The sequence below is a fragment of the Exiguobacterium sp. s168 genome, from assembly GCF_018619035.1.
Taxonomy (GTDB): Bacteria; Bacillota; Bacilli; order Exiguobacteriales; family Exiguobacteriaceae; genus Exiguobacterium_A; species Exiguobacterium_A acetylicum.
This window is the reverse complement of the sequence record NZ_JACSNE010000008.1, coordinates 87,537-111,795: the sequence shown is the minus strand read 5'-3', so window position 1 is coordinate 111,795 and position 24,259 is coordinate 87,537. Positions and strand designations below refer to the sequence as shown.

Annotated in this window: 25 protein-coding genes and 1 rRNA gene; 12 read left to right on the top strand and 14 right to left on the bottom strand. The window is 47.2% G+C overall.

The window, feature by feature from the left end; all coding sequences use genetic code 11:
* Both KNQ15_RS07335 and KNQ15_RS07330 read right to left on the bottom strand, forming a co-directional pair.
* Window positions 1-92 (bottom strand): 16S ribosomal RNA (locus KNQ15_RS07335); the annotation flags it as partial.
* Between the two features lie 347 nt (window positions 93-439).
* Complete coding sequence (locus KNQ15_RS07330; RefSeq protein ID WP_214728560.1) at window positions 440-1,309, bottom strand: nucleotidyltransferase-like protein; 870 nt, start codon at window positions 1,307-1,309, stop codon at window positions 440-442.
* Between the two features lie 114 nt (window positions 1,310-1,423).
* Here KNQ15_RS07330 and KNQ15_RS07325 point away from each other — a divergent pair, with 114 nt between their 5' ends.
* Window positions 1,424-1,786, top strand: coding sequence for a DUF2614 family zinc ribbon-containing protein (locus KNQ15_RS07325; RefSeq protein ID WP_029340912.1), 363 nt, complete (start codon window positions 1,424-1,426; stop codon window positions 1,784-1,786).
* 13 nt (window positions 1,787-1,799) lie between these two features.
* Here the strand turns inward: KNQ15_RS07325 and perR are convergent, their stop codons facing one another.
* The gene (perR, locus tag KNQ15_RS07320; protein ID WP_369792039.1) at window positions 1,800-2,222 is read right to left on the bottom strand and encodes a peroxide-responsive transcriptional repressor PerR; all 423 of its coding nucleotides are present in this window, start codon (window positions 2,220-2,222) and stop codon (window positions 1,800-1,802) included.
* A 175-nt stretch (window positions 2,223-2,397) separates the two neighbouring features.
* Here perR and KNQ15_RS07315 point away from each other — a divergent pair, with 175 nt between their 5' ends.
* The gene (locus KNQ15_RS07315; protein ID WP_214728558.1) at window positions 2,398-3,696 is read left to right on the top strand and encodes a glutamate-1-semialdehyde 2,1-aminomutase; all 1,299 of its coding nucleotides are present in this window, start codon (window positions 2,398-2,400) and stop codon (window positions 3,694-3,696) included.
* Between the two features lie 50 nt (window positions 3,697-3,746).
* Here the strand turns inward: KNQ15_RS07315 and KNQ15_RS07310 are convergent, their stop codons facing one another.
* The 4 genes from KNQ15_RS07310 to mutY all read right to left on the bottom strand — a co-directional run bounded on the left by KNQ15_RS07310 (window position 3,747) and on the right by mutY (window position 7,672).
* Entirely contained in the window at window positions 3,747-5,480 is a 1,734-nt protein-coding gene (locus KNQ15_RS07310; protein WP_214728566.1) for an ABC transporter ATP-binding protein, read from the bottom strand.
* A 91-nt stretch (window positions 5,481-5,571) separates the two neighbouring features.
* On the bottom strand, window positions 5,572-6,114 hold the full coding sequence (gene ntdP, locus KNQ15_RS07305; RefSeq protein WP_023467311.1) for a nucleoside tri-diphosphate phosphatase: 543 nt from the start codon (window positions 6,112-6,114) through the stop codon (window positions 5,572-5,574).
* Between the two features lie 116 nt (window positions 6,115-6,230).
* Window positions 6,231-6,656: an SRPBCC family protein gene (locus KNQ15_RS07300; protein ID WP_214728556.1), complete on the bottom strand. Its 426-nt coding sequence runs from the start codon at window positions 6,654-6,656 to the stop codon at window positions 6,231-6,233.
* A complete protein-coding gene (gene mutY, locus KNQ15_RS07295; protein ID WP_029340907.1) occupies window positions 6,656-7,672 on the bottom strand; it encodes an A/G-specific adenine glycosylase in 1,017 nt (338 codons plus the stop codon). The genes KNQ15_RS07300 and mutY overlap by 1 nt, the downstream gene beginning before the upstream one ends.
* Before the next feature lie 103 nt (window positions 7,673-7,775).
* Between mutY and KNQ15_RS07290 the strand changes: the two genes are divergently transcribed.
* Entirely contained in the window at window positions 7,776-8,759 is a 984-nt protein-coding gene (locus tag KNQ15_RS07290; protein WP_047395183.1) for a metal-dependent hydrolase, read from the top strand.
* A gap of 45 nt (window positions 8,760-8,804) precedes the next feature.
* Here the strand turns inward: KNQ15_RS07290 and KNQ15_RS07285 are convergent, their stop codons facing one another.
* The 5 genes from KNQ15_RS07285 to KNQ15_RS07265 form a co-directional block, all read right to left on the bottom strand.
* The gene (locus tag KNQ15_RS07285) at window positions 8,805-9,077 is read right to left on the bottom strand and encodes a YfhJ family protein (protein WP_029340905.1); all 273 of its coding nucleotides are present in this window, start codon (window positions 9,075-9,077) and stop codon (window positions 8,805-8,807) included.
* The gene (locus tag KNQ15_RS07280) at window positions 9,074-9,394 is read right to left on the bottom strand and encodes a DUF1811 family protein (protein ID WP_023467306.1); all 321 of its coding nucleotides are present in this window, start codon (window positions 9,392-9,394) and stop codon (window positions 9,074-9,076) included. The genes KNQ15_RS07285 and KNQ15_RS07280 overlap by 4 nt, the downstream gene beginning before the upstream one ends.
* Window positions 9,395-9,454: 60 nt before the next feature.
* Window positions 9,455-11,515 (bottom strand): ABC transporter ATP-binding protein, encoded by a 2,061-nt coding sequence (locus KNQ15_RS07275; RefSeq protein WP_214728554.1) that lies wholly within the window; start codon window positions 11,513-11,515, stop codon window positions 9,455-9,457.
* A 14-nt stretch (window positions 11,516-11,529) separates the two neighbouring features.
* Window positions 11,530-13,257 carry an ABC transporter ATP-binding protein gene (locus KNQ15_RS07270; RefSeq protein ID WP_029340903.1) on the bottom strand — a complete coding sequence of 576 codons (1,728 nt, stop codon included), beginning with the start codon at window positions 13,255-13,257 and terminating at the stop codon, window positions 11,530-11,532.
* 321 nt (window positions 13,258-13,578) lie between these two features.
* Window positions 13,579-14,394: a RecX family transcriptional regulator gene (locus KNQ15_RS07265; protein ID WP_069940348.1), complete on the bottom strand. Its 816-nt coding sequence runs from the start codon at window positions 14,392-14,394 to the stop codon at window positions 13,579-13,581.
* 133 nt (window positions 14,395-14,527) lie between these two features.
* On the opposite strand from KNQ15_RS07265, the gene KNQ15_RS07260 reads away from it, so the two are divergent.
* The 7 genes from KNQ15_RS07260 to KNQ15_RS07230 all read left to right on the top strand — a co-directional run bounded on the left by KNQ15_RS07260 (window position 14,528) and on the right by KNQ15_RS07230 (window position 21,060).
* On the top strand, window positions 14,528-15,436 hold the full coding sequence (locus KNQ15_RS07260; RefSeq protein ID WP_214728552.1) for a TIGR01777 family oxidoreductase: 909 nt from the start codon (window positions 14,528-14,530) through the stop codon (window positions 15,434-15,436).
* Window positions 15,437-15,454: 18 nt separating this feature from the next.
* Window positions 15,455-16,594, top strand: a complete 1,140-nt coding sequence (locus tag KNQ15_RS07255; RefSeq protein ID WP_029340900.1) for an amidohydrolase — start codon at window positions 15,455-15,457, stop codon at window positions 16,592-16,594.
* A gap of 230 nt (window positions 16,595-16,824) precedes the next feature.
* Window positions 16,825-17,385 carry a GNAT family N-acetyltransferase gene (locus tag KNQ15_RS07250; protein ID WP_023467300.1) on the top strand — a complete coding sequence of 187 codons (561 nt, stop codon included), beginning with the start codon at window positions 16,825-16,827 and terminating at the stop codon, window positions 17,383-17,385.
* A gap of 127 nt (window positions 17,386-17,512) precedes the next feature.
* On the top strand, window positions 17,513-18,196 hold the full coding sequence (locus KNQ15_RS07245) for a response regulator transcription factor (RefSeq protein ID WP_023467299.1): 684 nt from the start codon (window positions 17,513-17,515) through the stop codon (window positions 18,194-18,196).
* Entirely contained in the window at window positions 18,193-19,587 is a 1,395-nt protein-coding gene (locus KNQ15_RS07240) for a sensor histidine kinase (protein WP_051656219.1), read from the top strand. The genes KNQ15_RS07245 and KNQ15_RS07240 overlap by 4 nt, the downstream gene beginning before the upstream one ends.
* Entirely contained in the window at window positions 19,584-20,150 is a 567-nt protein-coding gene (locus tag KNQ15_RS07235) for a TVP38/TMEM64 family protein (RefSeq protein WP_214728550.1), read from the top strand. Before KNQ15_RS07240 ends, KNQ15_RS07235 begins: the two co-directional genes overlap by 4 nt.
* Window positions 20,151-20,181: 31 nt before the next feature.
* On the top strand, window positions 20,182-21,060 hold the full coding sequence (locus tag KNQ15_RS07230; RefSeq protein WP_214728548.1) for an aldo/keto reductase: 879 nt from the start codon (window positions 20,182-20,184) through the stop codon (window positions 21,058-21,060).
* 50 nt (window positions 21,061-21,110) lie between these two features.
* On the opposite strand, the gene rlmD is transcribed toward KNQ15_RS07230, so the two are convergent.
* Window positions 21,111-22,496, bottom strand: a complete 1,386-nt coding sequence (gene rlmD / locus KNQ15_RS07225) for a 23S rRNA (uracil(1939)-C(5))-methyltransferase RlmD (protein WP_029340896.1) — start codon at window positions 22,494-22,496, stop codon at window positions 21,111-21,113.
* 40 nt (window positions 22,497-22,536) lie between these two features.
* On the bottom strand, window positions 22,537-22,749 hold the full coding sequence (locus tag KNQ15_RS07220) for an SE1561 family protein (protein WP_023467294.1): 213 nt from the start codon (window positions 22,747-22,749) through the stop codon (window positions 22,537-22,539).
* An 84-nt stretch (window positions 22,750-22,833) separates the two neighbouring features.
* Between KNQ15_RS07220 and yfkAB the strand changes: the two genes are divergently transcribed.
* Window positions 22,834-23,946 carry a radical SAM/CxCxxxxC motif protein YfkAB gene (gene yfkAB, locus KNQ15_RS07215; RefSeq protein ID WP_029340895.1) on the top strand — a complete coding sequence of 371 codons (1,113 nt, stop codon included), beginning with the start codon at window positions 22,834-22,836 and terminating at the stop codon, window positions 23,944-23,946.
* 89 nt (window positions 23,947-24,035) lie between these two features.
* Window positions 24,036-24,218, top strand: coding sequence for a hypothetical protein (locus tag KNQ15_RS07210; RefSeq protein WP_029340894.1), 183 nt, complete (start codon window positions 24,036-24,038; stop codon window positions 24,216-24,218).
* Window positions 24,219-24,259: the final 41 nt, after the last annotated feature.

Below are 24,259 nucleotides of genomic sequence, written 5' to 3'. Positions count from 1 at the left end.
CCGAAGAGTTCCGTCAGTTTCCTGCGCTCGACTTGCATGTATTAGGCACGCCGCCAGCGTTCGTCCTGAGCCAGGATCAAACTCTCCATGAAGTGTTTGACTTGCTCGTTTTTGTGACCGAAGTCACGATTGACGAAGCTTGCGCTTCATTCGTTTTTGTATTCCGTAGAATACGTTTTTTGCCTCATCGTTCAGTTTTCAAAGTTCGTCGTGTCGTTTTCAGCGACTTTAATAAGATATCACGGAATAACTTAAGCGTCAATCCCTTTTTGAAATCTTTTTTCTTTCTTGTCACCGTCAAGTGCGTGTTGCCCTGTCGACATGTATTAATATACTATCTCGGTATAATACCGTCAACAGTTTTTCTAAAAAAACTTTTATAATCTTTTTCCTTCTATATATAGCCAAAACGATCATGAGAAAAAAATAAAGCCGATCGTCATACGACCGGCTCATACGTCACGAGTTCGACCCCTGCTCCTTTAGTCGTTTGATACGAAATACGAATCAAACCTTTTCGCATGAAGAAATCAATCAGACTACTTAAATCCACTTTGACTTCTTGCAATCGCTCTTCTTCCATCAATTCATACATCGTCCAAGGACCGGTCCGCTCACGCATGATTTCGAATAGATAACGCCCTCCCGATAAGACCTTAGACTGCAGAAGATGCTCAAGACCAATCAAGGCGAGATGAATACGTTGATCTAATGTCTCTTCACTCATCAACAATTGTTCATATAATTTATAAACATCCGGATCATCCAGTCGCGCTTGCTCCCAGACGACTGTCTCGGGATGTTTCCCTTTCTCGAGGACGGATAGTCGCGCGAGATGGTGCAATGCATGATGAACATGTGTATAGGCATCATAATGATGTCCGCGACTGAACAAGTTTCTTCCATCTTGGAAACGACGTAACAATTTAGCAAATGAAATCGTCATCTGTAAATGACGTTCCTCATCAGGAAAGTTGAGTAGTTGCCGTTTTAAATCAACTAAGTAATCATTTCGTTCGAACACGATTGTTCCCTCTGCAATCCAGTGGATCGCTCGTCGATTCGCATTTAACAAAATCCAGCGTGATAACACATCCTCGTGTACAAGATGTAAGGATACCTTCAGTGTGTTCAACCGGTAATGTTTGATCGTCCATTCGACTTCCGGATCTCTTGTGATGACAACAAGAAGCGTATCAAATTGATCCGTTAGGGAATCCCGTGGCTGTCGTTTCTCAACAGCAATGATTCCTTGCGTTTCACGATAAGCCGCGTACTCCGAATAAATCGTCCGTGTTGCTTGTTCCATTTACTTCTCACCCTTCTATACGAACTCGTCGTTACCATTTTCGACAAAAAAACAAGCTTTCCTTCTTCAGGCAGTCGCACATCTTATGCTAGACTGACAACAGGGGGAATTCACTTGAAAAAACAACGTAAAAATAAAATAAACCGCGCGCGAAACCTTGCTATGTTTCTTGTATTCGGTGGGATGCTCGTCATGTATGGCGGCCTATTACTCAAACAATTTGAAATCATCATGGTCTTACTCATGCTTCTCGGCTTCGTCATGGTCCTCGCTAGTACGGCACTCTATTTCTTGATTGGTCTAACATCAACAAAAGCAGCTGTCGTCACTTGTCCAAACTGTGGAAAAGAAACAAAAGTCCTTGGTCGCGTCGACTTATGTATGCATTGCGATGAACCACTGACGATGGATCCGTCTCTTGAAGGAAAAGAATTCGATGAAAAATATAATAAACACAATAAACGAGCTCCCCGCTAAGGCAGCTCGTTTTTCATTGGACATTCGATTGACAGTCCGGGCAAGTTCCGTATACTTCTAATCGGTGACGATCGACTTTGAAGCCTGTTAAGTGCGCCGCAACCGTTTCGACATCATCGAGCACAGGATAGTTGAAATCAACAATCTTTCCGCAGTTCTCACAGATCATGTGGTAATGGCGTGTCGTAACGAAATCGAAGCGACTTGAAGCATCTCCGTAATTCATTTCTTCAACGATTCCCTTTTCTCGAAAAACGCGTAAGTTATTATATACAGTCGCCACACTCATATTAGGAAAGCGATGTTCGAGTGCACGATAAATCTCATCCGCTGTCGGATGCGTGTGTCCCGTCGTCAGATATTCCAAAATCGCGTGACGTTGTGGTGTCATTCGAACGCCTGATTCCCGAAGTGATTTCACGGCATCATCTAGCATTTCGTTAGCCACGTCCATCCCCTCATTTCTATCTTTCATTGATTATCAGATTGTAATCTTTATAAATAGTCTACCTACAAATAGGCATTCCGTCAACGGCTCTGCATCGGATTTGACGTCCATGATACAATCATATCGTGATATTTTTCACGAATCATCGATTGGAGGAATCCTCATGTCTACCCACACTACACGTCCTACTTCAGAGGCGTTATATGAAATCGCACAAGAGTGTATCGTTGGTGGCGTCAACAGCCCATCCCGTTCATTCAAAGCCGTCGGTGGCGGCGCACCTGTTTATATGGAACGCGGAGAAGGTGCTTACTTTTATGATGTCGATGGCAATCGTTATATCGATTACTTAGCAGCCTATGGTCCGATCATCACGGGACACGGTCATCCTCACATTACGGAAGCGATCACCCATGCTGCCCAAAACGGTCTTCTTTACGGCACACCACATCGTCTAGAAATCGACTTTGCACATAAACTACAAAAAGCAATCCCATCGCTTGAAAAGGTTCGTTTCACGAACTCTGGAACAGAAGCCGTCATGACGACGATTCGCGTCGCTCGTGCGTATACAGGTCGTGAGCTTGTTGTGAAGTTCAGTGGTTGTTACCACGGTCACTCGGATCTGATGCTGATCGCAGCAGGAAGCGGACCAGCAACACTTGGTTCCCCAGATTCAGCCGGTGTCACGAAAGCGACGGCAAAAGAAGTCATTACGACACCGTTCAATGATATCGAATCGTATCGTCAAATCATGGAGCAATGGGGCGACCAAATCGCTTGTGTACTCGTCGAACCAATCGTCGGAAACTTCGGCATCGTCGAACCGCAACCTGGTTTCCTTGCTGCGGTCAACGAAATCACGCATGCACACGGCGCACTCGTCATCTATGATGAAGTCATCACAGCCTTCCGCTTCACATACGGCAGTGCACAAGAGTTACTCGATATCCGTCCCGATATGACGGCACTCGGCAAAATCATCGGTGGTGGTTTACCGATCGGCGCTTATGGCGGTCGCAAAGAAATCATGGAACACGTCGCGCCACTCGGTCCGGCTTACCAAGCAGGTACGATGGCAGGTAACCCAGCATCCATGGCTGCGGGTATCGCTTGTCTTGAATTACTTGAGCAGCCTGGTGTCTATGAACAACTCGATCACCTTGGCGCCTTACTCGAACAAGGTGTGCTAGAAGCAGCAAAACGTCATGACGTCACGATTACGATCAACCGTCTAAAAGGTGCCATGACGGTCTACTTCACGGATGAAACAGTTATCGATTACGATGGTGCAGAACGTGCAGATAGCGAGATGTTCGGACGTTTCTTCAAATTGATGCTAGAAGAAGGCGTCAACCTTGCCCCTTCGAAATACGAAGCGTGGTTCTTGACGACGGAACATACGGAAGCCGACATCACAGAGACGATCGCAGCAGTCGATCGTGCCTTTGCTCGACTCTAAGTCTTCTTCCTAAAAAAGCAGCGACCCTCACGAGGATCGCTGCTTTTGTGTTATTCGACGAGTTCCAGATTTTGAATGGCATACAGTTCGAAATACGCACCCCGTTTTTGCATGAGGACTTCGTGTGTACCGATTTCCGTAATTTGACCATTTTCGATGACGACAATCTTATCGGCATCGGTGATCGTTGATAAACGGTGCGCGACAGTAAACGTCGTCCGCCCTTTCGCGAGACGCGCTAACGAATCTTGAATCATCGCTTCACTCTCCAAATCAAGCGCACTCGTCGCTTCATCCAAAATCAGAATCGGTGGATTTTTCAAGAAGACCCGTGCAATCGCAAGACGTTGTTTTTGACCACCCGATAACTTGACGCCGCGTTCTCCGACCGGCGTATGATAACCGTTCGGTAATCGTTCGATGAATTCATGGGCATTTGCTGCTTTTGCTGCCGCGATGACTTCCTCGTCCGTCGCCTCCGGATTCCCCATCTTGATGTTCATCTGGACCGACTCACTGAAGAGAATCGACTCCTGCATGACCATCCCGATCTGATCGCGAAGACCTCGCAACTTCAAGTCACGAATGTCAACGCCGTCAAGCGTGATCCGACCGGCAGACACATCATAGAAACGCGGAATCAAACTGACGAGCGTTGATTTCCCGCCACCTGACATCCCGACGAAAGCAATCCGTTCGCCTGCCTGAACGTCAAGCGTCAACCGATCGATCGCTAGCTCGCCGCCTTCTTCATAAGCGAAACTGATGTTTTCGAATTGAACGTTTCCGCGGACATCTTTTGGATCGCGTGCATTTGGTTTTTCTGTGATATCATACGGCTCATCTAAAAACTCGAACATCCGGTCCATCGAAGCAATCGACTGTGTCAACGTCGTTGAGGAGTTGACGAGACGACCGAGCGGCGCATACAGACGGTCGATATACCCAATGAATGCGACCATCGTTCCAAGCGATACTTGATCGTTCAAGACGAAAAAGGCTGCCGTTCCGAAGATCAGGATCGGTGCGAAGTCCGTAATCGTCGAGACGACGACATACGTCCGTGCATTCCAGTTCGTTTGACGAAGCGCGGCTTTTAAGAATCCATCATTTTGATGTTTGAACGCTTTGTTCTCGTGTGGTTCGAGGGCAAAACTACGAATGACCGCCATCCCGTTGACCCGTTCTGTCAAATGACCTTGTAATTCTGCAAGTGCTGCCGAGCGTTCCCGTGTCAATCCACGTAAGCGACCGTAAAAGAACTTAACGGCAAGGGCATAGAATGGTAATGGGATGATCGCGACGAGCGTCAACTTCGGATCAATCGTCCACATGATCGCGATCGCAATGAAAATCGTGATCATATCAAGCCATAAATTCATTAATCCCGTGACGACGAAATCTTTCGTCTGCTCGACATCATTGATGATCCGCGAAATGACTTCTCCGGTTTTCGTATTCGAATAAAATCGAAGTGATAATTTCTGAACATGATCAAACAATCGATTCCGTACGTCAAATAAAATCTTCGCCGCGGACCATTGCGCGAGGTACTGACGAACATATTCGAGCGGCGGTTTGACGATCAAGAAGATGAAGACACCCGCTCCGATTAAGTATGCCAATTGTTTACTTTTTTCCGCCATCGGCATCGTGTTTCCGGTTAGGATATTATCGATGATGTACTTATACAACAACGGAAGTCCGAGTGGGATCGAGAACTTGATGATCCCGACGAAAACCGTCAGGAGAATCTGTTTTTGATACGGCTTGACGAACGCCATATAGCGGCGGATCGAGCCTTGTTTCTTACGTTTTGCTTGTGTTGCCACGTGTTTCACTTCCTTCAATTAAAAAAAAGACGATGGCGAACCATCATCTCCGATATCTTGTTTCATATTCACGATACCACATATCCACGAAAGCCGGGTTAAATGGGCCCTTCCGACTGCGGATCCATTGAATCAGGATTTGGACATTGTCTTTCAAAATACGATCGATCGCCTTCGGATAGTTCATCTCGCGGCGATGCTTCTCATACTCGTCCTCATCGAGGATCATGTAGGACATGTCCGGATATACTTTGATATCTAAATCGTAATCAATGTACTTGACTGCTCGATCTTTCTCATCGAACGTAGAAGGTGATCCAAGATTGCAGTAATAATAAATGCCGTCCTCCCGAATCATACAAATGACATTGAACCAGAGTTCTGTTGAAAAGTAACAGATTGCAGGCTCTCGTGTTCGCCACTGACGACCATCCGATTCACTGACCATAATGCGGTCATTGAACCCAATCAATTCTTCTTCCGTCGATTTCAGCACGAGCGTTTCTTCCCAAACTCTGTGTAAGCTCCCGTTATGTTTGAAACTTTGAATCTCAATCTTGCTACTTTCTTTTGGGAATCGACTCATGTGCTACTCCTTTCTAAAGCGTTTTTCTTCCATTCTGTTATACTCTCGTGCTTATTATACCCATTTTCAGAACGCATGAAAAACGAAAGGGTATTTTTTCAGAAAAATGACGGAATTCAGGCTTGAAAGTGATTCAAAATCGCATTTTTTCGTTGTTTGAACATCGGTTTCAAGATGAATGCTTCAATGATGAAAGCTGGCAAGAAGGATGCATACGTCACTTCATCCACGAAATAGACGCCAGATTCACGTTCTTCGACCCGATGCACATGGCACCATGCCCGGAATGGATACGGAACTTTTGTACCGACATCAACGAAGACATATTCTTCTACGAAAGGAATCCAAGACATCCACGAGACAAATAGTGGAGGAACACCAACGCGCAGACGAATCGTATTTCCCGCTCGTGTCCGCGTATCGCCTGACGTCTTCACTTGCGGAAATACCGTCAATCGACTTAAGGCCTTGGCGTCACTTAAAAAATCCCACGCTTGCTCCTTTGATGTATCGACACGTGTCTCAAAACGAAAAGTATGCATTAGATCTCCCCCTTTAATAGTCGATCAATCTTCATTTGCGCGACAGATACCGGATGCTTCGCATACGTTTCCTGATCAACCAGTACCGTCTGGTCCGGCTGTTCCGTCACGCGATAAACGGCAATTTCCCAGATCCGGTGTGAAAAGATATGTCGGACGTGCCCGACAAGCGTTCCATTACGATCTTCTTCTGCTTCTCGAAGTGGGTATTGCCACATACCAGCAAGCAAACCGGTCTCCGCCCGTTGTTCAATTGCGATTTTTCCGTCTGCTTCATAAACAAGAGCATCATAAGGAATAATTTGCGTCTTCCCTTTCTTCGTCTTCACAGGTAGTTCTTCCTGTGCATTTCGATCATATGCAAAACAAACGTCTTGAACAGGACAGAGTCCACACATCGGAGACTTCGGCGTACAGACCATCGCACCAAGTTCCATCAAGCCTTGATTGAAGCTTGACGGATCAGCCGGATCAATCAACTGATAAACCGCAGCTTCAAACAACTTTCTCGTCTTCGGTGCAGCAATATCTTCATAGATTCCAAGTACACGCGAGAGAACCCGCATCACGTTTCCGTCTACTGCTGGTTCTGCCTGTCCATAAGCAATCGACAGTACCGCTCCCGTCGTGTACGGACCGACACCCTTCAGCTGACTGAATAATTCCTTCTCATCCGGAACGATTCCGTCATATTTTTCAACAACTTCCTGAACCGCGATTTGAAGATTCTTGACACGGGAATAGTACCCTAAGCCTTCCCAGTGTTTCAGGACTTCACTCTGATCCGCTTCTGCTAAATCATGTGGAGTCGGAAAACGTTTCGTGAAGCGTTCATAATATGGAATGACCGTATCGACACGTGTTTGTTGGAGCATGATCTCACTAATCCAGATATGATACGGGTTTTTGGTTCTTCGCCACGGGAGATCCCGCTGTTCACGAAGGAACCAGGCAATCAGTTCTGTGGTAAATTGTGTTTTATTAAAGTTTGTGAAATATTCTTGAACGACAGTCAAAAGGTTACCTCTTTTCTCTTGGATACGATATATTTATTAAAAATTACTCGGCAGAACCTCGATGGATTCACCATCACGATTTTATAGAAGGAGCGAATTCGCATTGGATACTGGTACGCATATCGGCATGGGACTTTGTCTCGCCGCCATCTCGACGCTACACCCTGACGTCGCAGCGAGCACGACGATGTTTGCTGCCGTGACGACGACGGCGCTCGTCGGCTCACACGCACCGGACTTCGATACTGTTTTTAAATTTAAAGGAAACAGCGCCTACTTGCGTCAACACCGCGGAAAATCGCACGGGTTGATTGCCTTGCTCGCCTGGCCGTTATTACTTTCAATCGTCATCGGCACGTTGTTCGGTATACCTCCGACTTCATTATGGCTGATGGCGCAGATCGCTGTCGCTCTTCATGTCTTTGTCGATCTGTTTAATGCTTACGGTACACAAGCCTTACACCCGTTCAAACAATCCTGGATCGGTTGGGGTGTCATCAATACGTTTGATCCATATCTGTTCACGATGTATTATGCCGCGTTCGGGATTTGGCTACTAACGAGAGCGACGATCGTCATCTTCCCGATTTTGATCGCTATCGTCATCATCTATTACGCTGTGCAGTTCAAGTTGCGAAACGATGCACTCGCGACCGCTGCACGCTATTATCGCGGCGCCCATAAACTGTTCATCTCACCTGGCATGAAATGGGATGAGTGGCATGTCGCGGCACGATTACGCGATGAGTATTCCGTCGTTAAGATCAACAGTGGAACCGTCGTCGAATGTGGAAACTTCCGCATCAAGGACGAACCACACGGTGACGCCTTGTACGAAATCGTCAAACAAAATGCTGACTTGCAAGCGTTTCTTGAGTTCTCGAAGATTCATACGTATACGGTCTCACGAAAGGATGGCATTGTCGAATACCGCTTCACCAACTTGCGTTACTTCACGAAGGAAGTCTATCCATTCGTTGCCGTCGTCAGAATCGACGCCGCCACACAAGAAATCGTCAGCTCCTATACCGGCTGGGTCTTCAGCGAACGGACCTTGCAGAAAAAACTGTTCATCCCTGCATTATAAAGACAAAGCTCCGCGCAACGGAAATCCCGATGTGCGGAGCTTTTTTCATTCGACGTTTCGACCTGTCATCAAATGCTTGAATTTTTCGTTCGTCGTATTAAACCGGTGCAACATTGCCCCGTGCTGTTTGATCTGCTGCTCGACGAAATGAACCGCGACGGCTTCACCTTGATATTTCTCACCTGCGCGTGCGAGTGTCGCTTCGAAATCTTCCCAAAGCACTTCGACCCACGTCAGTGCTTCTTCCGGGATTAATACTTCATTTACTTGCAATAATTCTTCAGCCAGTTGCTGAAGGGCTTGTTCTCGATTCGTCATGTCTGTTCTCCCTCTCCTGTGAATAACGCGAGCGGAATCGCGACTTCCTGAGCGGTTCCTTCAAAATGTCCCCAGCCCATGACGCCATTGACGAAGTGTAACTCAAATCGTGCCTCTTCTCCTTCGATTCGGTAAAAGGCCCCCCGTTCGAATCGTGCCGGATCAATCAAATAACTTTTCGCAATAGCGATTTTCCGCGTCACGACCTCCACTTCACTGACGTTCCCGTGTTGCTCCGCTTTTCGTTTTTGTTCACTTAATTTCGTGATCAACATCTCAAGCTCGTATTTCGATAATTGACTCATCCGTGTCTCCATTACAAAAACTCCCCCTCTTCGTTTTTCAGTATAAACGAAAAGGAGGAGAAACTGGATGGATTAGCTTGATTTCAATTCAAGATTCCGCTTACTTTGTAACGCATACATTTTCGCATAAATACCGGACGTTGCAAGGAGCACATCATGGGACCCTCGCTCGACGATTTGACCACGATCGAGAACAAGAATCTCATCCGCATCTTTGATCGTCGACAAGCGGTGGGCGATGATGAACGTCGTTCGTCCTTTCGTCAACGTCAGTAAAGCATCTTGAATGACCGCTTCCGTTTCCGAATCAACGCTCGCTGTCGCTTCGTCAAGAACTAGGATCGCAGGATCGAACGCTAACGCACGGGCAAAACTGATCAACTGTCGTTCACCCGCTGATAATGTGGCACCTTTTTCGATGACTGGTTCATCGAGCCCGTTCGGTAAACGATCAATGAACCGATCCGCGCCGACGGCTTCGATTGCTTGTCGTACCCGTTCTTCTGAAATATCAGGATTGCCGAGTGTGATGTTCGAGCGAATCGTTCCTGTGAAGAGGAACGGATCCTGTAAGACGATGCCCATATGCTCACGAACCGCTTGTTTCGGTAAAGTCGTCACGTCCTGTCCGTCAATCAACAACTGTCCTTTTGACGGATCATAGAAACGCATTAATAAATTCATGATTGAACTTTTCCCGCTACCCGTGTGACCGACGAGAGCAATCGTCGCGCCAGGACGAGCATCGATTTGAATCTCACGTAATACGGGATTCCCCGCTTCATAACTGAATTCAACGTCTTTGAAGGTCACCGCTCCTTTAAACCGAGCAACGCGACCTTGTTCGACCGGCTCTCCCTTTTCGTCAAGCAATTGGAACATCCGGTCCGCTGAAACGAGTGCTTGTTGTAGCGGTGACAGCTGATTCATGATTTGGGTGACGGGTTCGAATAAACGGGACACGTAATCGATATACGCATATAAAATCCCGAGCGATAAAAACGATCCGTTCGTCAGACTTTTTCCGCCGACGACCCAAATCAACAAGGCGAGCGTCAAGTTTTTCAAAAAGTAGGATAGGTTATGAGACATCAGGGCATCGAGTCGTAACAACTTTGCCCGGGTCTGATAGTTCTCTTCGTTCTTTTGTTCGAATTCAGCAAGGACTTCCTTCTCGCGTGCATAAGCCTGAATGATCGGCATCGTCTGGATGTTCTCATTCAGTTGACCATTCATGTCGGCAACGAGCGAGCGGACCTTGAAGTTGTTCTTCGTCGCGAGTTTCTGGAACAGCTGAATCCAGAAATAGACGATCGGAATGATGATCAGCGAGACTAATCCTAAGCGATAATCGAGGAAGAACATCGCGACCAGAATCCCCGCCATCGTGATAATCCCCGAGAAGACCCGGGCGAGCACACCGAGATATAGATCGCGAATCGTTTCCGTATCATTCGTGACTCGACTGACGATTTTCCCGATCGGTGTCTGGTCGAAATAACGAACCGGTAACCGTTGCAGATGCGTAAAGACATCAAGACGCATTCGTTTAATGATTTTATGAGCAGATCGCTGGAGCAAGATTTGCTGAATCCAGTTCAAACCAGCTGCTACCAGCAGCAAAAGGACGTAGATCAAGGACAACCAGCCGATTGCTTTTAAGTCTTTTGAATAAAAATCATAGACCTGTCCTTGTGTCAGTTTTTGAATATTATCATACGTGTAGACGTCGTCTCCACGCGTGACCGTCATCGTATTTCCACTGATTTTCCGCTCTCCTCCACTGACGACTTGTTTCGGTACGAAAAAGTAGCCGTTGGTCGTTTGGACGATCGAGACGGATTGAACGATCTGACTTTTCGAGACGTCTTGTGCTTTGGCGAACTGACGGCCGTCATACGTGACCGCACCGTCCGATTTAACTTCGACCCAGTCCTTCTCAATTGCCACGATATGTTCATCAATGATGACTTTGGCGATATACGGACCTGTCAATTCCGCTCCGACTGCCAGTATGAGTAAAAATAATCCTAAAAAGATCGCTTGTTTCTCATGCATCGCATAGCGGATCAACGAACGGATCGTCGTCTTCCGACGTGCCGGATCGAGTTGGTATAATTCTAATTCATTCATGCAGAGGCACCTCCTTACATCTCTTCACTTTGTCGCTCGAATTGTTGAGCGTACCAGCCATTTTGTGCCATCAGGCTGTCATGTGTTCCTCGTTCAGAAATCATTCCATCTTGCAAGACGATGATTTCGTCCGCATGTGCCACTGCCGACAAACGATGGGCAACAATTAATGTCGTGGATTGGTGACGATTCGATCGAATCGAATCAATGATATGTGATTCCGTTTTCGCGTCTACCGCTGATAGTGAATCATCCAGCAACAGCAACTCTGGTTTTTTTAACATCGCCCGCGCGATCGAGAGACGTTGCTTTTGTCCTCCTGATAACGTGACGCCACGTTCACCGACCATCGTCTCAAGTCCTTGTTCCAGCGTTTCGATATCTTTTTCAAACGATGCGAGACGAATCGCTTCCTGCAATTCTTCTTCTGTCGCTTCACCTGCACCGAACAAGATATTGTCCCGGACGGATTTCGAGAATAGTAAATGTTCTTGTGACACATAACCCGTCCAACCGCGAACCGTCTCTAGCGCAACATCTTCATACGGTATGCCATTGACCGTCAGCATGTCCCGTCCAATCGGATACTCACGTAGGAATTGACGCAAGAACGTCGTTTTACCGGATCCGGTTGGTCCGACGATCCCGATCGTTGTTCCTTGTTCGATCGTCATATTCAAATCTCGTAAGACCGGATGGGCTGTCTCTGGATACGTAAACGTCAAATCGTTCATCTCGATCCGTTCAGGGCGATCGACGTGTTCCCGCGGTGTCGAAGCAATCAACGGTTTGACTCGCATCGTTGCTTCTAAGCGGTCAAGACTTGCTGTTCCACGCTGGATGACGTTGATCAATTCGCCAAAGGCGTACATCGGCCAAATCAGCATCCCGAGATAGATGTTAAAGGCGACCAATTGTCCGAGCGTGATGTCGTTCGTAAAGACGAGATATGTCCCGAACGATAAGCCGATCAAATAACTGAAGCCGACGAGCAGCTTGATGATCGGTTCAAATAAGACATCGATTTTTGCGACGTGCATGTTTTTCTCAAAGACATCCGTCGTGACATCGTCGAAGCGTTTGACATCGACCGGTTCTTGGACGAACGAGCGAATGACACGCAGTCCGGAAATCGACTCGACAACTTGGTCATTCATCGTTCCGAATGAATCCTGGGCAGTGATGAAACGTCCGTGAATTTGACTTCCGAGCTTATTCATCGCGTAGGCGAGAAGTGGCATCGGTAACAAGGCAGCAAGTGTCAGCTTCCAATCGATCGCCACCCCCATGACGACGAGGGTGATTGCCGTCATGTTCAACGAGTCGACGAGCGTCAAGACACCAAATCCGGCTGTCCGCTCGACCGCCTTCAAGTCGTTCGTCGCGAGCGCCATCAAGTCTCCCGTCCGATTCTTTTGGTAGAACGTCGGCGTCAGTTTCAATAAGTGCGTAAAGAAGCGACTCCGAAGTGTCCGTTCTAATAAAAATGCCGTTCCGAATAATTTCGCTAACCACAGATACGTCAAGATGAAGGAAACGATGGAAATGACCGTTAATCCACCGACATACTGTAAGAGTGTCGTTCGGTCCATCGAACCTGAGCGTAAACCGTCGATCACTTTTCCGATCAACCACGGCGGCGTTAAATCGATGAAGCCCGTGATAATCAGTAAGACGACTGCTACGAGGTAAGATGATTTGTGTTCTTTTAGAAACCAACTCAATTGCCGAAATAAACGCATGAGGGTCCCCCCTTTACTGTGAAATGAAGTGTTTTTTCCGAGCACGCAAAAAGGCATACGGATTTCCGGATGCAGTCCGAGAATCAGTATGCCTTGAAATGGGCATGATGCATTCTTGTTCGTCTGCGCGCTCGGGAGACGAATCCCCTTGCTCGCACATGAAATGAATTACTTATACGTGCTCAAGAGTCTCCGTCATATTCAGCTGTTGGATGTGTGTGAAACCAATTGGCTTTTTCATAGGACGGTTCCTCCTTTTCTTAGTCTGTGCGTAGAATAGCACAATTGTCGGATAATTGTCAATTTTTCATCTTGCTTTTATTATTCCGCCTCTTCTTCTTTGATTTGTTCGAGGACTTGAGCTGCCAGACCGTACGGAAATCCCTTTCGGACGAGCGCTTGCTTCACCTTCTGTTCGCGTTCAAACGGTTCGAGTTGCCGGTACTTCGGATAATACTTGCGTGCTTGATAAAGTGCCGCCTGTTCTTCTTCGTCACCTTCTTCAGCTAAAAATACCTCTTCAATGCCCGCTTTAATCAAATCGGACGAGAACCCGCGCTGCATGAGTGTCATCTGTAGCTTTTGCGTCAATTCGCGTACAGAACGCCGTTGAAGCTCTTTTTGCTTTTGCCGCAAAAACTTCAGGACTTTTTCATATTCCTCTTCATCCGTAAACGTCGCGATTGCTTCATCAATTGCTGTCTTTGGGATCTTCAATACTTCTAGATCACGGCGAATCTTTCCTGGTCCTTGTGGTGTCGTTGCTTTTTTCGTCGCCGTATAAGCAAGCGCGAACTGTTGATCATCCAGATAGCGTTGCTCCGTCAATCGATCGATCGCATGTTTAATCGCATGCTCCGGTGTCTCTTTTTCCGTCAAATACGTGACGACCTCACTTGTTGCCCGCATCCGGTATGATAAATGATTCAATGAGAGACGATATGCCTTCTGCTGTTCCTCAGCCGTCAGTACTTCCTTGACGAAGTCGTCATCGAGCTCCTTATCGCGTTGCAGATTGTATTTGATTAAGATATCCACATCTACGGCAAAGGCGTATTCCTCTTTGCCCTCACGCTCGACATAGATGTTGAATCGTTCGCTGTTCTTCTTCTGTGTCGAGATCCGTTTGATCTTCATGTCGTTCCCTCCCCTAACCTGATTCGGTAGTTCTACGATATCATGAACAGGCAGGTCTATGTTTGAGTGAAACCATGGAACGGGAACAAATGGAAAGAAGCCACTTTTACTTATTTCAGGGGGGATGGATTACATGAACATTGCGATTACCGGCGGAACTGGTATGATTGGTCAAGCCTTGACGAAGCGTTTACTAGATCAAGGACATCACATCTTTATCTTAACGCGTCATCCGAAAGCGAATGACGCGCAGGTCACATATATCAAGTGGATGACAGAAGACGCAAAACCGGAACAGCACTTAGAGGGCGTCGATGCATTCATTCATCTGGCTGGCGCTTCGATCAACGACGGACGTTGGACGGATGAACGAAAACGTGTCATTATCGACAGTCGCGTCAGCACGACGAAGGAGCTCGTTCGAATCGTTGAAGCACTCGATCAAAAGCCGAATGTCGTATTGTCTGCATCTGCGGTTGGCATTTACGGACAAGATCGGCATCAAACATTTTCCGAAGATCAACCCCTTCCACCGACCGCTGACTTCCTAAGTCATGTCTGTGTCGCCTGGGAAGACCTTGCCCGCCCGATTGCTGACGCTGGCATTCGACTTGTCCATCCACGAATCGGTGTCGTCCTAACGAAAGCCGGTGGCGCTTATCCGTTAATGCGCCTGCCCTATGTCTTGTTTGGCGGTGGAACGATGGGCGACGGAAAACAGTGGGTCTCCTGGGTCCACATCGACGATTTAGTCGATTTATTCATATTCGCACTTGAGACCCCGACAGTCGAAGGACCAATGAACATCACTGCTCCGCATCCGGAGACGATGCGGCGTTTCGGACAGACGATCGGAAAAGTCTTACATCGCCCACACTGGCTCCCGGCGCCACGCTTCGCGTTAGAACTCGCACTCGGTGAAAAGAGTACGATTGTACTAGAAGGAGCTCGTGTCGTTCCGAAAAAAGCGCTCGAAAACGGATACAAGTTTCGGTATGCTGAACTAAAGGATGCATTGCGAGCAATCGAGCATTCAAACTAGTACAGGGGTGGACGATACTTGGATATCTTAATTCGAAATGCACATATCTATCCGATTACTTCGGACAGTTTTTATGGGGACATCCGCATTCGTGATGGGAAAATCATTGAAATCGGTGAATTACTGGATCATTTAGAAAACGATCAAGTCATTGAAGCAGAAGGTCACTTTTTATTGCCCGGTTTCATCGATGCCCATACACATCTCGGATTATATGACGAAGGTACCGGAACCGTCGGAAATGATGCGAATGAGACGATTTTCGCGATGACTCCTCATCTACGTGCCATTGATGGCGTTTATCCGCTGGATGAAGGCTTTAAGGAAGCCGTCGAACACGGGATCACGACCGTTCAAGTCATGCCTGGTAGCATGAACATCATCGGTGGCGTCACGAGTGTCATCAAGACGCACGGACGGTTCATCGATGATATGATTCTTCGAAAGTATGCGGGTCTGAAGGTGGCACTCGGTGAAAACCCGAAGCGTGTCCATAGTGCTGGCCGTGCCGGTGAACTCACACGGATGGGCATCATGGGGATGTTGCGCGAAGCCTTTCTTGAAGTTCGGACACAACGAGTTTCCGAAACGTTCGCTCATCAGATGATCAAACGGGTCCTTGATCATAAGATGCCGCTTCGTGTACATGCGCACCGAGCAGATGATATCCTTTCCGCTATTCGCTTCGCGGAAGAGTTTGATCTTGATTTACGTATCGAACATTGTACGGAAGGTCATCTCGTCGCAAAAGAAATGGAGCAATTGCCGATCGAAAAAGTGACAGTTGGACCGACATTCACGCGGAAGTCTAAAATCGAACTGAAGAATAAAACATGGGAAACGTACCGGGTTCTCCATGAACACGGTCTCGAAATCTCCATCACGACCGATCATCCGTACACACCTGTCCAATACTTGAACCTCTGCGCTGGTCTTGCCGCACGAGAAGGTCTACCGGTCGATATCGCCTTACGCGCGATCACGATTCATCCCGCCCGCTCGCTCGGTGTGGACGATCGTGTCGGATCGATCGAGACCGGAAAAGACGCGGATCTCGTCCTGTGGAGTCACTTTCCACTCGACTATTTAGCGAAGCCTCTCATGACGATGATTGACGGAAAAATCATTTTTGAACACGCTCAACTGAACTTGACTTAACTCCACCCCCGCCAGGTGTTTTTTGCACCTTTCGGGGGTTTTAGACGCTTACGGAAAACATCTTGTTTTTGTATCTTTTTTCACAAAAATTATTTTCTTGCAATTTTAAAAAAAGAAGGTAATATTATCTTATCCGACAACTGAAGAAGGCATACCATGCGCGGTTCAAACGAGTCAGACAGGTAGCTTTCGACAATCATTCTTGCGGTCCTAAAAGGAGGAATGGAAGTATGCTCAAGCAACGGGAGCTGAGCGACTGCGCTGATTTGTTCGAACTGATGCAGCATCAAGACGTATATCCGTACGTCCGCCAAAAAACACGGTACTTTGATGAATTTCTGTTTACTACAAAGCAGGCAATCGAAGAGGAAGAACGTGGTGAAATCGTATCACGTACCATCCTAGATGAATTCGATCAACCGATTGGTACGATTAGTTTACTCGATATCGAAGGACAATATGGGTTTCTCGGTACATGGTTAGGTAAACCGTATCATGGTAAAGGATACAATCATTTAGCGAAAGAAGCCTTCTTCTCTGAGCTGTTCTTCGAGCTTGGATATGAAAGTGTCTTCATGAAAATTCGCAAAAGCAATATTCGGTCACAAAAAGCAGCTGAAAAATTGCCGTATGCGTTCTGCGCGGATGAGTTGCGCCCTGCGCTTCTTGAGCAATTGAATGCCGGCGAGACACAGTTCACGCTATATGAAGTCTCAAAATCTAGTTTCCACATGTACATTCATGGTCGGGAGCTCGAAACACTATACGATCACCAACAACTCGAAGCATGAGAGCCTTGTCTCTCATGCTTTTTTGTGTCCACACATGCGCTTCTAAAGTTTGAAATGGTATGATAAATAAGAAAACTCATCTTTATGGAAGAAACACTTTCTTCTACAGGAAATGGAGCGAAGACTAATGCCAGAATCGTTTAACATTCTCGTAGTAGATGATGAAGCACAAATGCGTGACCTTCTCGTCTCGAATCTTGAAAAAGAACACTACACGACGATGACAGCTTCTAACGGACAAGAAGCGATCCATCTCATTCAACAAAATACATTCCATCTCGTTCTACTCGATGTCATGATGCCGGAAATGGACGGCTTGACAGCATGTATGCGCATCCGTGAATTCTCAAACGTTCCGATCATCATGCTGACGGCACGTTCGGACGAGCTCGATCGTATTCACGGTCTGAAAATCGGAGCTGATGACTATATCACAAAACCATTCAGCCCTCGAGAATTGCTTGCTCGCATCGAAGCGACTCTTCGTCGTTCTCATCGCTTTACAGTTGATCAATCGGCTACCCTGACGCTCGGCATGCTTGAACTCGACACTGAAAGTCGGAGTGTCCACGTCAATGGCAAACCGGTCAGTCTGACGCGTAAGGAATTTGATTTGCTGCATCTGTTCGCTCAAAACAATGATAAGGTCTTTTCTCGCGAACAGTTACTCGATCAAATCTGGGGTGCGGACTATATCGGGAACTTACGGACGGTCGATACACACATCAAAACACTTCGCTTAAAGCTCGGGGAAGCTGGTGGCTCGATTCAAACGGTCTGGGGCATCGGTTATAAATTCGAGGAAGTATGATTAAGCGCTATACGATCCGGCGCCGGATTTGGATCACGATTTGGTTCACAAGCGTTTTTTCCGCCATTTTATTCGTCTTGTTGACGTTCTACCTCTACGATCGATTCTATCTTCAAACGCAGGAAGATATCTTATTGAACCGAGGCGAAAAGCTGATCAACATTTATGAATCTGAAGGATTATCTGGTGCTTTTTACGATGGAATGACTTATACGAATGAGTTGACGGAATCGAAAGTCTTCTTTATCGATTTCCTGAAGAAAAATCCAGCTGGACTGCGCTTTTTGACGAATGCGGATATCGAAGAACTTCGAAACGGTGAAACCATCGTCTCCAGTCGGACCCATCCGATTGAAGGAACGGATATTTTGATGACCGGGTTTCCGATCATCGAAAACAATCGACTGGTTGGTACGCTGATCTTGTACCTGGAACTTGGGCAAATCAGTGAACCATTCCGCCCACTCCGCTTGATGATCTTCTTCATGATCGGACTGATTGTCTTGAATCTCGTCATCTTCGGACGACAAATCATCGATACGATCATCCGTCCGTTGATCGACATGAAGCGCGCCTCGACTGTTTATGCACAAGGTGACTTTGATTACCGGATTCCGATTCAATCGGACGATGAGATCGGAGAACTCGCAGAAACGTTAAACAAGATGGCGGAATCGCTCGGGGAAGTCGACGAGCAGCGGAAAGAGTTCCTCGCGAACGTCAGTCATGAATTGCGAACACCTCTCTCCTACATCCGTGGTTACACAGAGATGATGCAGGATGATTCGCTTGAGGAAGAAAAGCGTGCGCAGTATTACCAAATCATTGAGCGGGAAACGGAACGTCTGCAACGTCTCGTCAATGATCTGCTCGATCTCGCTCAACTCGAGCGCGATTCCTATCCGATGTCGAAGCAACCGCTTGTCTTCAGTCAAGTACTTGAAGATGTCATCTACCGGATGGAACCCATCGCCCAGTCAAAAGGAGTCACGTTCGTGATGAACCTCGATCCAGATCAAATTGTCTTAGGCGATACGGACCGCCTTGAGCAAGTCTTCGGCAATTTACTCGATAACGCCTTACGGTACACACCGCCTGGCAAACAGATTTTCTTATCGACTGAAACGATCGGCGACCGGACGCATTGTCTTATCCAGGACGAAGGGGAAGGCATTCCGGAAGAACATCTTGATCGACTGACAAAACGTTTTTACCGTGTCGATAAATCACGGACGCGGAAAGATGGTGGCACTGGTCTCGGTCTTGCGATCACGAAACACATCATCGATCGTCATGATGGGACGATCCGGTTCGACTCCGTTCTTGGAGAAGGAACGACTGTCCACATCGAGTTACCGCTTCTTCCGGATGAAGAGGATGGATTCGAATGATGGAACAACATGTCATCCAAACCTTTGAACTCTTTGGACCGTTCGCTCCATTCGTTAGTGTCTTGGTCGGCGTCGTCGTCAGTGTACTTGGTGTCCTACCGAGTACGTTCGTCACCGCTGCGAATCTCGTCTATTTCGGATTATGGATGGGCACATTGCTCTCTTTCATCGGTGAAGTCTTAGGTGCGGTTTGTGCGTTTCTACTTTACCGAAAAGGACTGCGGTATGCCCTTCGTCGTCCGCTTCCCGATCGATTCGCTCCTTTGCAACAAAAACTGCAAGCACAACAAGGACGTGAAGCGTTTTGGACGATCATCTTGCTACGGCTGTTACCGTTCGTTCCGTCTGGCATCGTCAACATTGTCAGTGCCGCTAGTGGTATTTCGATTCTACTTTTCCTGACTGCGAGTACGATCGGAAAAATTCCAGCCATGTTAGTCGAAGTGCTCGCCGTCCATCAGTTCATGCAATCCTCATTCATCGTTCAATGGTCGATTGCAGGCGTGGCACTCGTTGGTTATCTGCTATACCGTATTCATCAAAAACGAACACCATCGATTTAAAACTACAGGTACCTGAAAGGAAGTATTGTTCGTGGAGTTAAGACGTTTTGGAACATCTGATTTATTCGTGTCCCCGCTTGGGTTCGGAGCCGGTCACATTGGTGCAAAACAGATGACGGACCGGGAAGCAGTTTATTTACTCGAACGAGCACGTGATCTTGGCATCAACCTGATCGATACGGCACGCGGCTACGGCTTATCGGAGCAACGCGTCGGACAATTTCTAAAGCATCGTCGGCACGACGTCATTCTGTCGACGAAAGTCGGCTATGATGTTCCTGGTGCGCAGGACTGGACCTTTGAAGCCGTCCATGGTGGCATCGATCAAGCCTTACAGACGATGCAAACGGATTATCTCGACATCGTACACCTCCACTCTTGTAGTCGAGAAGTTCTTGCAAAAGGAGATGTCATCGAAGCGCTTGAACAAGCAAAACAAGCTGGAAAAGTTCGCGTCATCGCTTATTCCGGTGATCGGGAAGACTTGACATATGCTATCGAAACGAATCGCTTCGACAGTTTCCAAACATCATTTAATCTGTTTGACCAACGTGTCGATGATGTCCTACCTACGCTTTCGAATCACGGAGTCATCGCAAAGCGTCCGATCGGTAATGCCCCGTGGCGCTTCACGGAGCGTCCGGTCGGACAGTATGTCGAACCTTACTGGGAACGTGCGCAACAACTCGCTTATCCCCTCGAAGAATCCAGTTGGCTTGAGACAGCGCTTCGTTTCACGGTTTTTGAGCCAGGAATCACGACGGCTATCATCGGCACGTCTCGACCAGAACACCTCGCATTGAATCAGCAACTGATCGAACGTGGTCCATTACCCGCTGACCGTGTTGCTCAATTAAAGGAACGCTTTGCTGAGTGTGACGCGACGTTCGGTTATCCCTCGCAAACATGATAACAAGCCCGTATGTCCACTCGTTCAAGGAGTGCATACGGGCTTGTTATTTAGAACTTTTTCTTTTTCTTTTTTTCGAGCACGACGATTGCTTCAACGTGCGCTGTTTGTGGGAACATATCGTACGGCTGAATGTACGATACCTTGTATCCCGCTTTCATCAAGTGATCACAATCGCGGGCAAGCGTCTGCGGGTTACACGAAACATAGATGATTTTTTTCGCTTTAGACGAGATCATCGCGTTCAACAATTGTGTATCGCAACCTGAGCGTGGTGGATCGACGATGAAGACATCTGGAATCCAGCCTTCCTTGACCCAACGTGGAATCCATGCTTCTGCCTTACCGACGACGTAGTGGGCATGGTCGAATCCGTATTGCTTCATGTGCGCATTGGCATCTTCAACGGCTTCTTCAATGATCTCCATACCGCGGACTTCTTTTGCTCCTTTAGCAATCCAGAGTCCAATTGAACCGACACCTGCGTATGCATCCACGACACGCTCTTCGCCTGTCAAAGCAGCGGCACGCGCAATCTCTTCATACATCCGCTCTGCTTGTTCTGGGTTCAACTGGAAGAAAGCACGAGGAGACAATTGATACGTGAACTCGCCCATCTCTTCTTCGATCCGTTCAACGCCACGCAAGACTTCTGTCTCTTCTCCGAAGACACGTGACGTTAACTTATCATTAATGTTCAGCGCGACCGAAACGACCCCCGGGATATCCATGATATCGCGTGACAAACCTTCTAAATCACGGAAGCCGTCTTTAAAGGCAACCAGTACGACTTGAATTTCGCCCGTTTTGATTCCTGTCCGGACGACGATGTGTCGCATGACACCGTCTTGTTTTGCTGCATGGTAAACGGGTACTTTATAATCGTTGAGCAGTTTCGTGACAGCTTGGTTGACACGAAGCGTTTCTTTGTTTTGAACGACACAATCATCGATCGCGACAAGACGATTCGAATTGGCCGAATAGAGACCGCTGACGATTTCATTCCCTTGTTTACCGACGACGAATTGTGACTTGTTGCGGTATTCCCATTCTTTCGAACCGATCGTCGGACGAATATCGGCTTTCTCGATATTCAATTTCGTTGATTTTAAGAAAGCATTGCGTAGCATCTCTTCCTTATAACGTAATTGTCCGTCGTAACTCATGTGTTGTAATTGGCAGCCGCCACAGACACTATAGACCGGGCAAAGCGGTGTCACGCGGTCCGGTGAACGATCGTCACGCTTCAAGATTTTCGCATTCGCATAGTTTGCATGAATTTCCGTGATCTCGATCTGTGCCGTTTCCCCGACGAGTAATCCTGGGATGAAGACGATTTGTCGCTCGAGCGTCGCAATCCCTTCACCGTTGATTCCCATCCGTAAACACGTGACCGAACGGATCTCACCTGTCTTTAATTTGATTTTTGTTGCCATTGATTTCATCCTTTCCGTTTGTGCAAATGAAAAAGCGGTCTCAATCTACCGCTTTTTTCGTTTCTTCTTGTTCTTTCATATCCTTCGCATATCGAACGACCTTCGCCTTGAGTTGATCTAGTGATACGATCAGTCGTTCCAAATCTTCGATATCTGATGATTCATCAAGTGAATCGATTGTATGACAGAGAAGCTGCATCCTTGATTTTAGCACATTCATTTGACCAAGTTTATCAGTTCTTGCTTTTCCCATTATTCAGACTTCCTTTCTTCCGCTGGATTCCGACGTTATTTTAGCATACGATACGAAGTGGAGCACTAAAAAGGAGGAGTACCTATGCCACAATCATCACCCATCACGATCGCAAACGATCCGTGGGAAGCTTATCGTGACATTGAACAATACGGCACCGTCCGTTTGACGAACATCGAAGTCACGACGACAAAACTGTGTAACATGCGCTGTGAACATTGCGCCGTCGGTTACATGTTATCCAGTAGCGAGTCACCTGAAATCCCAGTCGAACTACTCATTCAACGTCTGGATGAAATCGAACACCTGCGTGCCTTTTCCATCACAGGCGGAGAACCGATGCTTTCGATGAAATCCGTCAAGGAATATGTCGTCCCTTTACTTAAGTATGCCCACGAACGTGGCGCTAAAACCCAAATCAACTCAAATTTAACACTTCCGTTATCTCGTTATGAATTAATCATTCCTTATCTAGATGTCTTGCACATCTCACATAACTGGGGAACAGCCGATGACTTCATCGATGGTGGCTTTGCGATGATGGAACGAAAACCATCACGTGAAGCACGGACGAAGCTTTTCGAGACGATGAAAGAGAATGCTCGTGTTCTGAATGCACGAGGTGTCATCGTGTCTGCTGAGACGATGATCAATAAGCGGACGTTGCCACATCTTGAAGCAATCCATAAGGAAATCGTCGATATGGGCTGTGTCCGTCATGAAGTGCATCCCATGTACCCCGCTGACTTCGCGTCAATGATCGAAGCAGCTAGCTTGTCTGAAATCCGCGACGGGATCCACCGTTTGCTCGACGTCCGGGATAAAGACGTCTGGATGTTATTCGGAACACTTCCTTTCTATGCATGTTCGATGGAAGAGGCAGATTTGGAATTGCACCGTCGCTTGCGTCAGGAGAAAAACGTATCGGTCCGCAATGACCCAGATGGTCGTTCTCGTCTTAACGTCAACATCTTTGACGGTGAGATCATCGTGACCGATTTCGGCGACGAACTTGCTTCGCTCGGTACGATTCACGAAACGTCCTTCAACGATGCATATGCCCAGTGGCAAGAGACAGAACTGAATAAAAGCTTGTCGTGTCACTGTCCTGCTGTGCAATGCCTTGGACCAAATGCGCTTGTGAAAAACGCATATTACCCTGAGATTGATTTCACAAAACAATCCAGCCGGCTTTAAGAATGAAAAATAGGTTTTGAACGATGGCGTCCCGGGAAAAATGTCACAAAGTAGACACATTCTGTTTTCTAAAAAAAGGGGTGACCGGGATGGAATGGCTCGTAGGTATTGTCGCAATCATCGGTACGTTCAGCATGGTCTTATTCGTCATGATGGTTGGGATTCGTACTTCACACAGCATCGAACATGATGAAGTGTTCGATCAGACAGATTGGGATGAACATCTTCTGCATATGCCGCGTCCGACACGTTTTGAACAAGAAAATAAATGAAGCACGCCCCGGTCTTTCGTTTCAGAGACCGGGGCGTGTTA

Bases quoted from the DNA above. Each gene is read 5' to 3' on its own strand.
- KNQ15_RS07330 (WP_214728560.1), bottom strand. From the start codon at position 1,309: ATGGAACAAGCAACACGGACGATTTATTCGGAGTACGCGGCTTATCGT.
- perR (WP_369792039.1), bottom strand. From the start codon at position 2,222: ATGCTAGATGATGCCGTGAAATCACTTCGGGAATCAGGCGTTCGAATG.
- KNQ15_RS07315 (WP_214728558.1), top strand. From the start codon at position 2,398: ATGTCTACCCACACTACACGTCCTACTTCAGAGGCGTTATATGAAATC.
- KNQ15_RS07310 (WP_214728566.1), bottom strand. From the start codon at position 5,480: ATGGCGTTCGTCAAGCCGTATCAAAAACAGATTCTCCTGACGGTTTTC.
- ntdP (WP_023467311.1), bottom strand. From the start codon at position 6,114: ATGAGTCGATTCCCAAAAGAAAGTAGCAAGATTGAGATTCAAAGTTTC.
- KNQ15_RS07300 (WP_214728556.1), bottom strand. From the start codon at position 6,656: ATGCATACTTTTCGTTTTGAGACACGTGTCGATACATCAAAGGAGCAA.
- KNQ15_RS07285 (WP_029340905.1), bottom strand. From the start codon at position 9,077: ATGACGAATCGAGAACAAGCCCTTCAGCAACTGGCTGAAGAATTATTG.
- KNQ15_RS07280 (WP_023467306.1), bottom strand. From the start codon at position 9,394: ATGGAGACACGGATGAGTCAATTATCGAAATACGAGCTTGAGATGTTG.
- KNQ15_RS07275 (WP_214728554.1), bottom strand. From the start codon at position 11,515: ATGAATGAATTAGAATTATACCAACTCGATCCGGCACGTCGGAAGACG.
- KNQ15_RS07270 (WP_029340903.1), bottom strand. From the start codon at position 13,257: ATGCGTTTATTTCGGCAATTGAGTTGGTTTCTAAAAGAACACAAATCA.
- KNQ15_RS07265 (WP_069940348.1), bottom strand. From the start codon at position 14,394: ATGAAGATCAAACGGATCTCGACACAGAAGAAGAACAGCGAACGATTC.
- KNQ15_RS07260 (WP_214728552.1), top strand. From the start codon at position 14,528: ATGAACATTGCGATTACCGGCGGAACTGGTATGATTGGTCAAGCCTTG.
- KNQ15_RS07250 (WP_023467300.1), top strand. From the start codon at position 16,825: ATGCTCAAGCAACGGGAGCTGAGCGACTGCGCTGATTTGTTCGAACTG.
- KNQ15_RS07245 (WP_023467299.1), top strand. From the start codon at position 17,513: ATGCCAGAATCGTTTAACATTCTCGTAGTAGATGATGAAGCACAAATG.
- KNQ15_RS07240 (WP_051656219.1), top strand. From the start codon at position 18,193: ATGATTAAGCGCTATACGATCCGGCGCCGGATTTGGATCACGATTTGG.
- KNQ15_RS07235 (WP_214728550.1), top strand. From the start codon at position 19,584: ATGATGGAACAACATGTCATCCAAACCTTTGAACTCTTTGGACCGTTC.
- rlmD (WP_029340896.1), bottom strand. From the start codon at position 22,496: ATGGCAACAAAAATCAAATTAAAGACAGGTGAGATCCGTTCGGTCACG.
- KNQ15_RS07220 (WP_023467294.1), bottom strand. From the start codon at position 22,749: ATGGGAAAAGCAAGAACTGATAAACTTGGTCAAATGAATGTGCTAAAA.
- yfkAB (WP_029340895.1), top strand. From the start codon at position 22,834: ATGCCACAATCATCACCCATCACGATCGCAAACGATCCGTGGGAAGCT.
- KNQ15_RS07210 (WP_029340894.1), top strand. From the start codon at position 24,036: ATGGAATGGCTCGTAGGTATTGTCGCAATCATCGGTACGTTCAGCATG.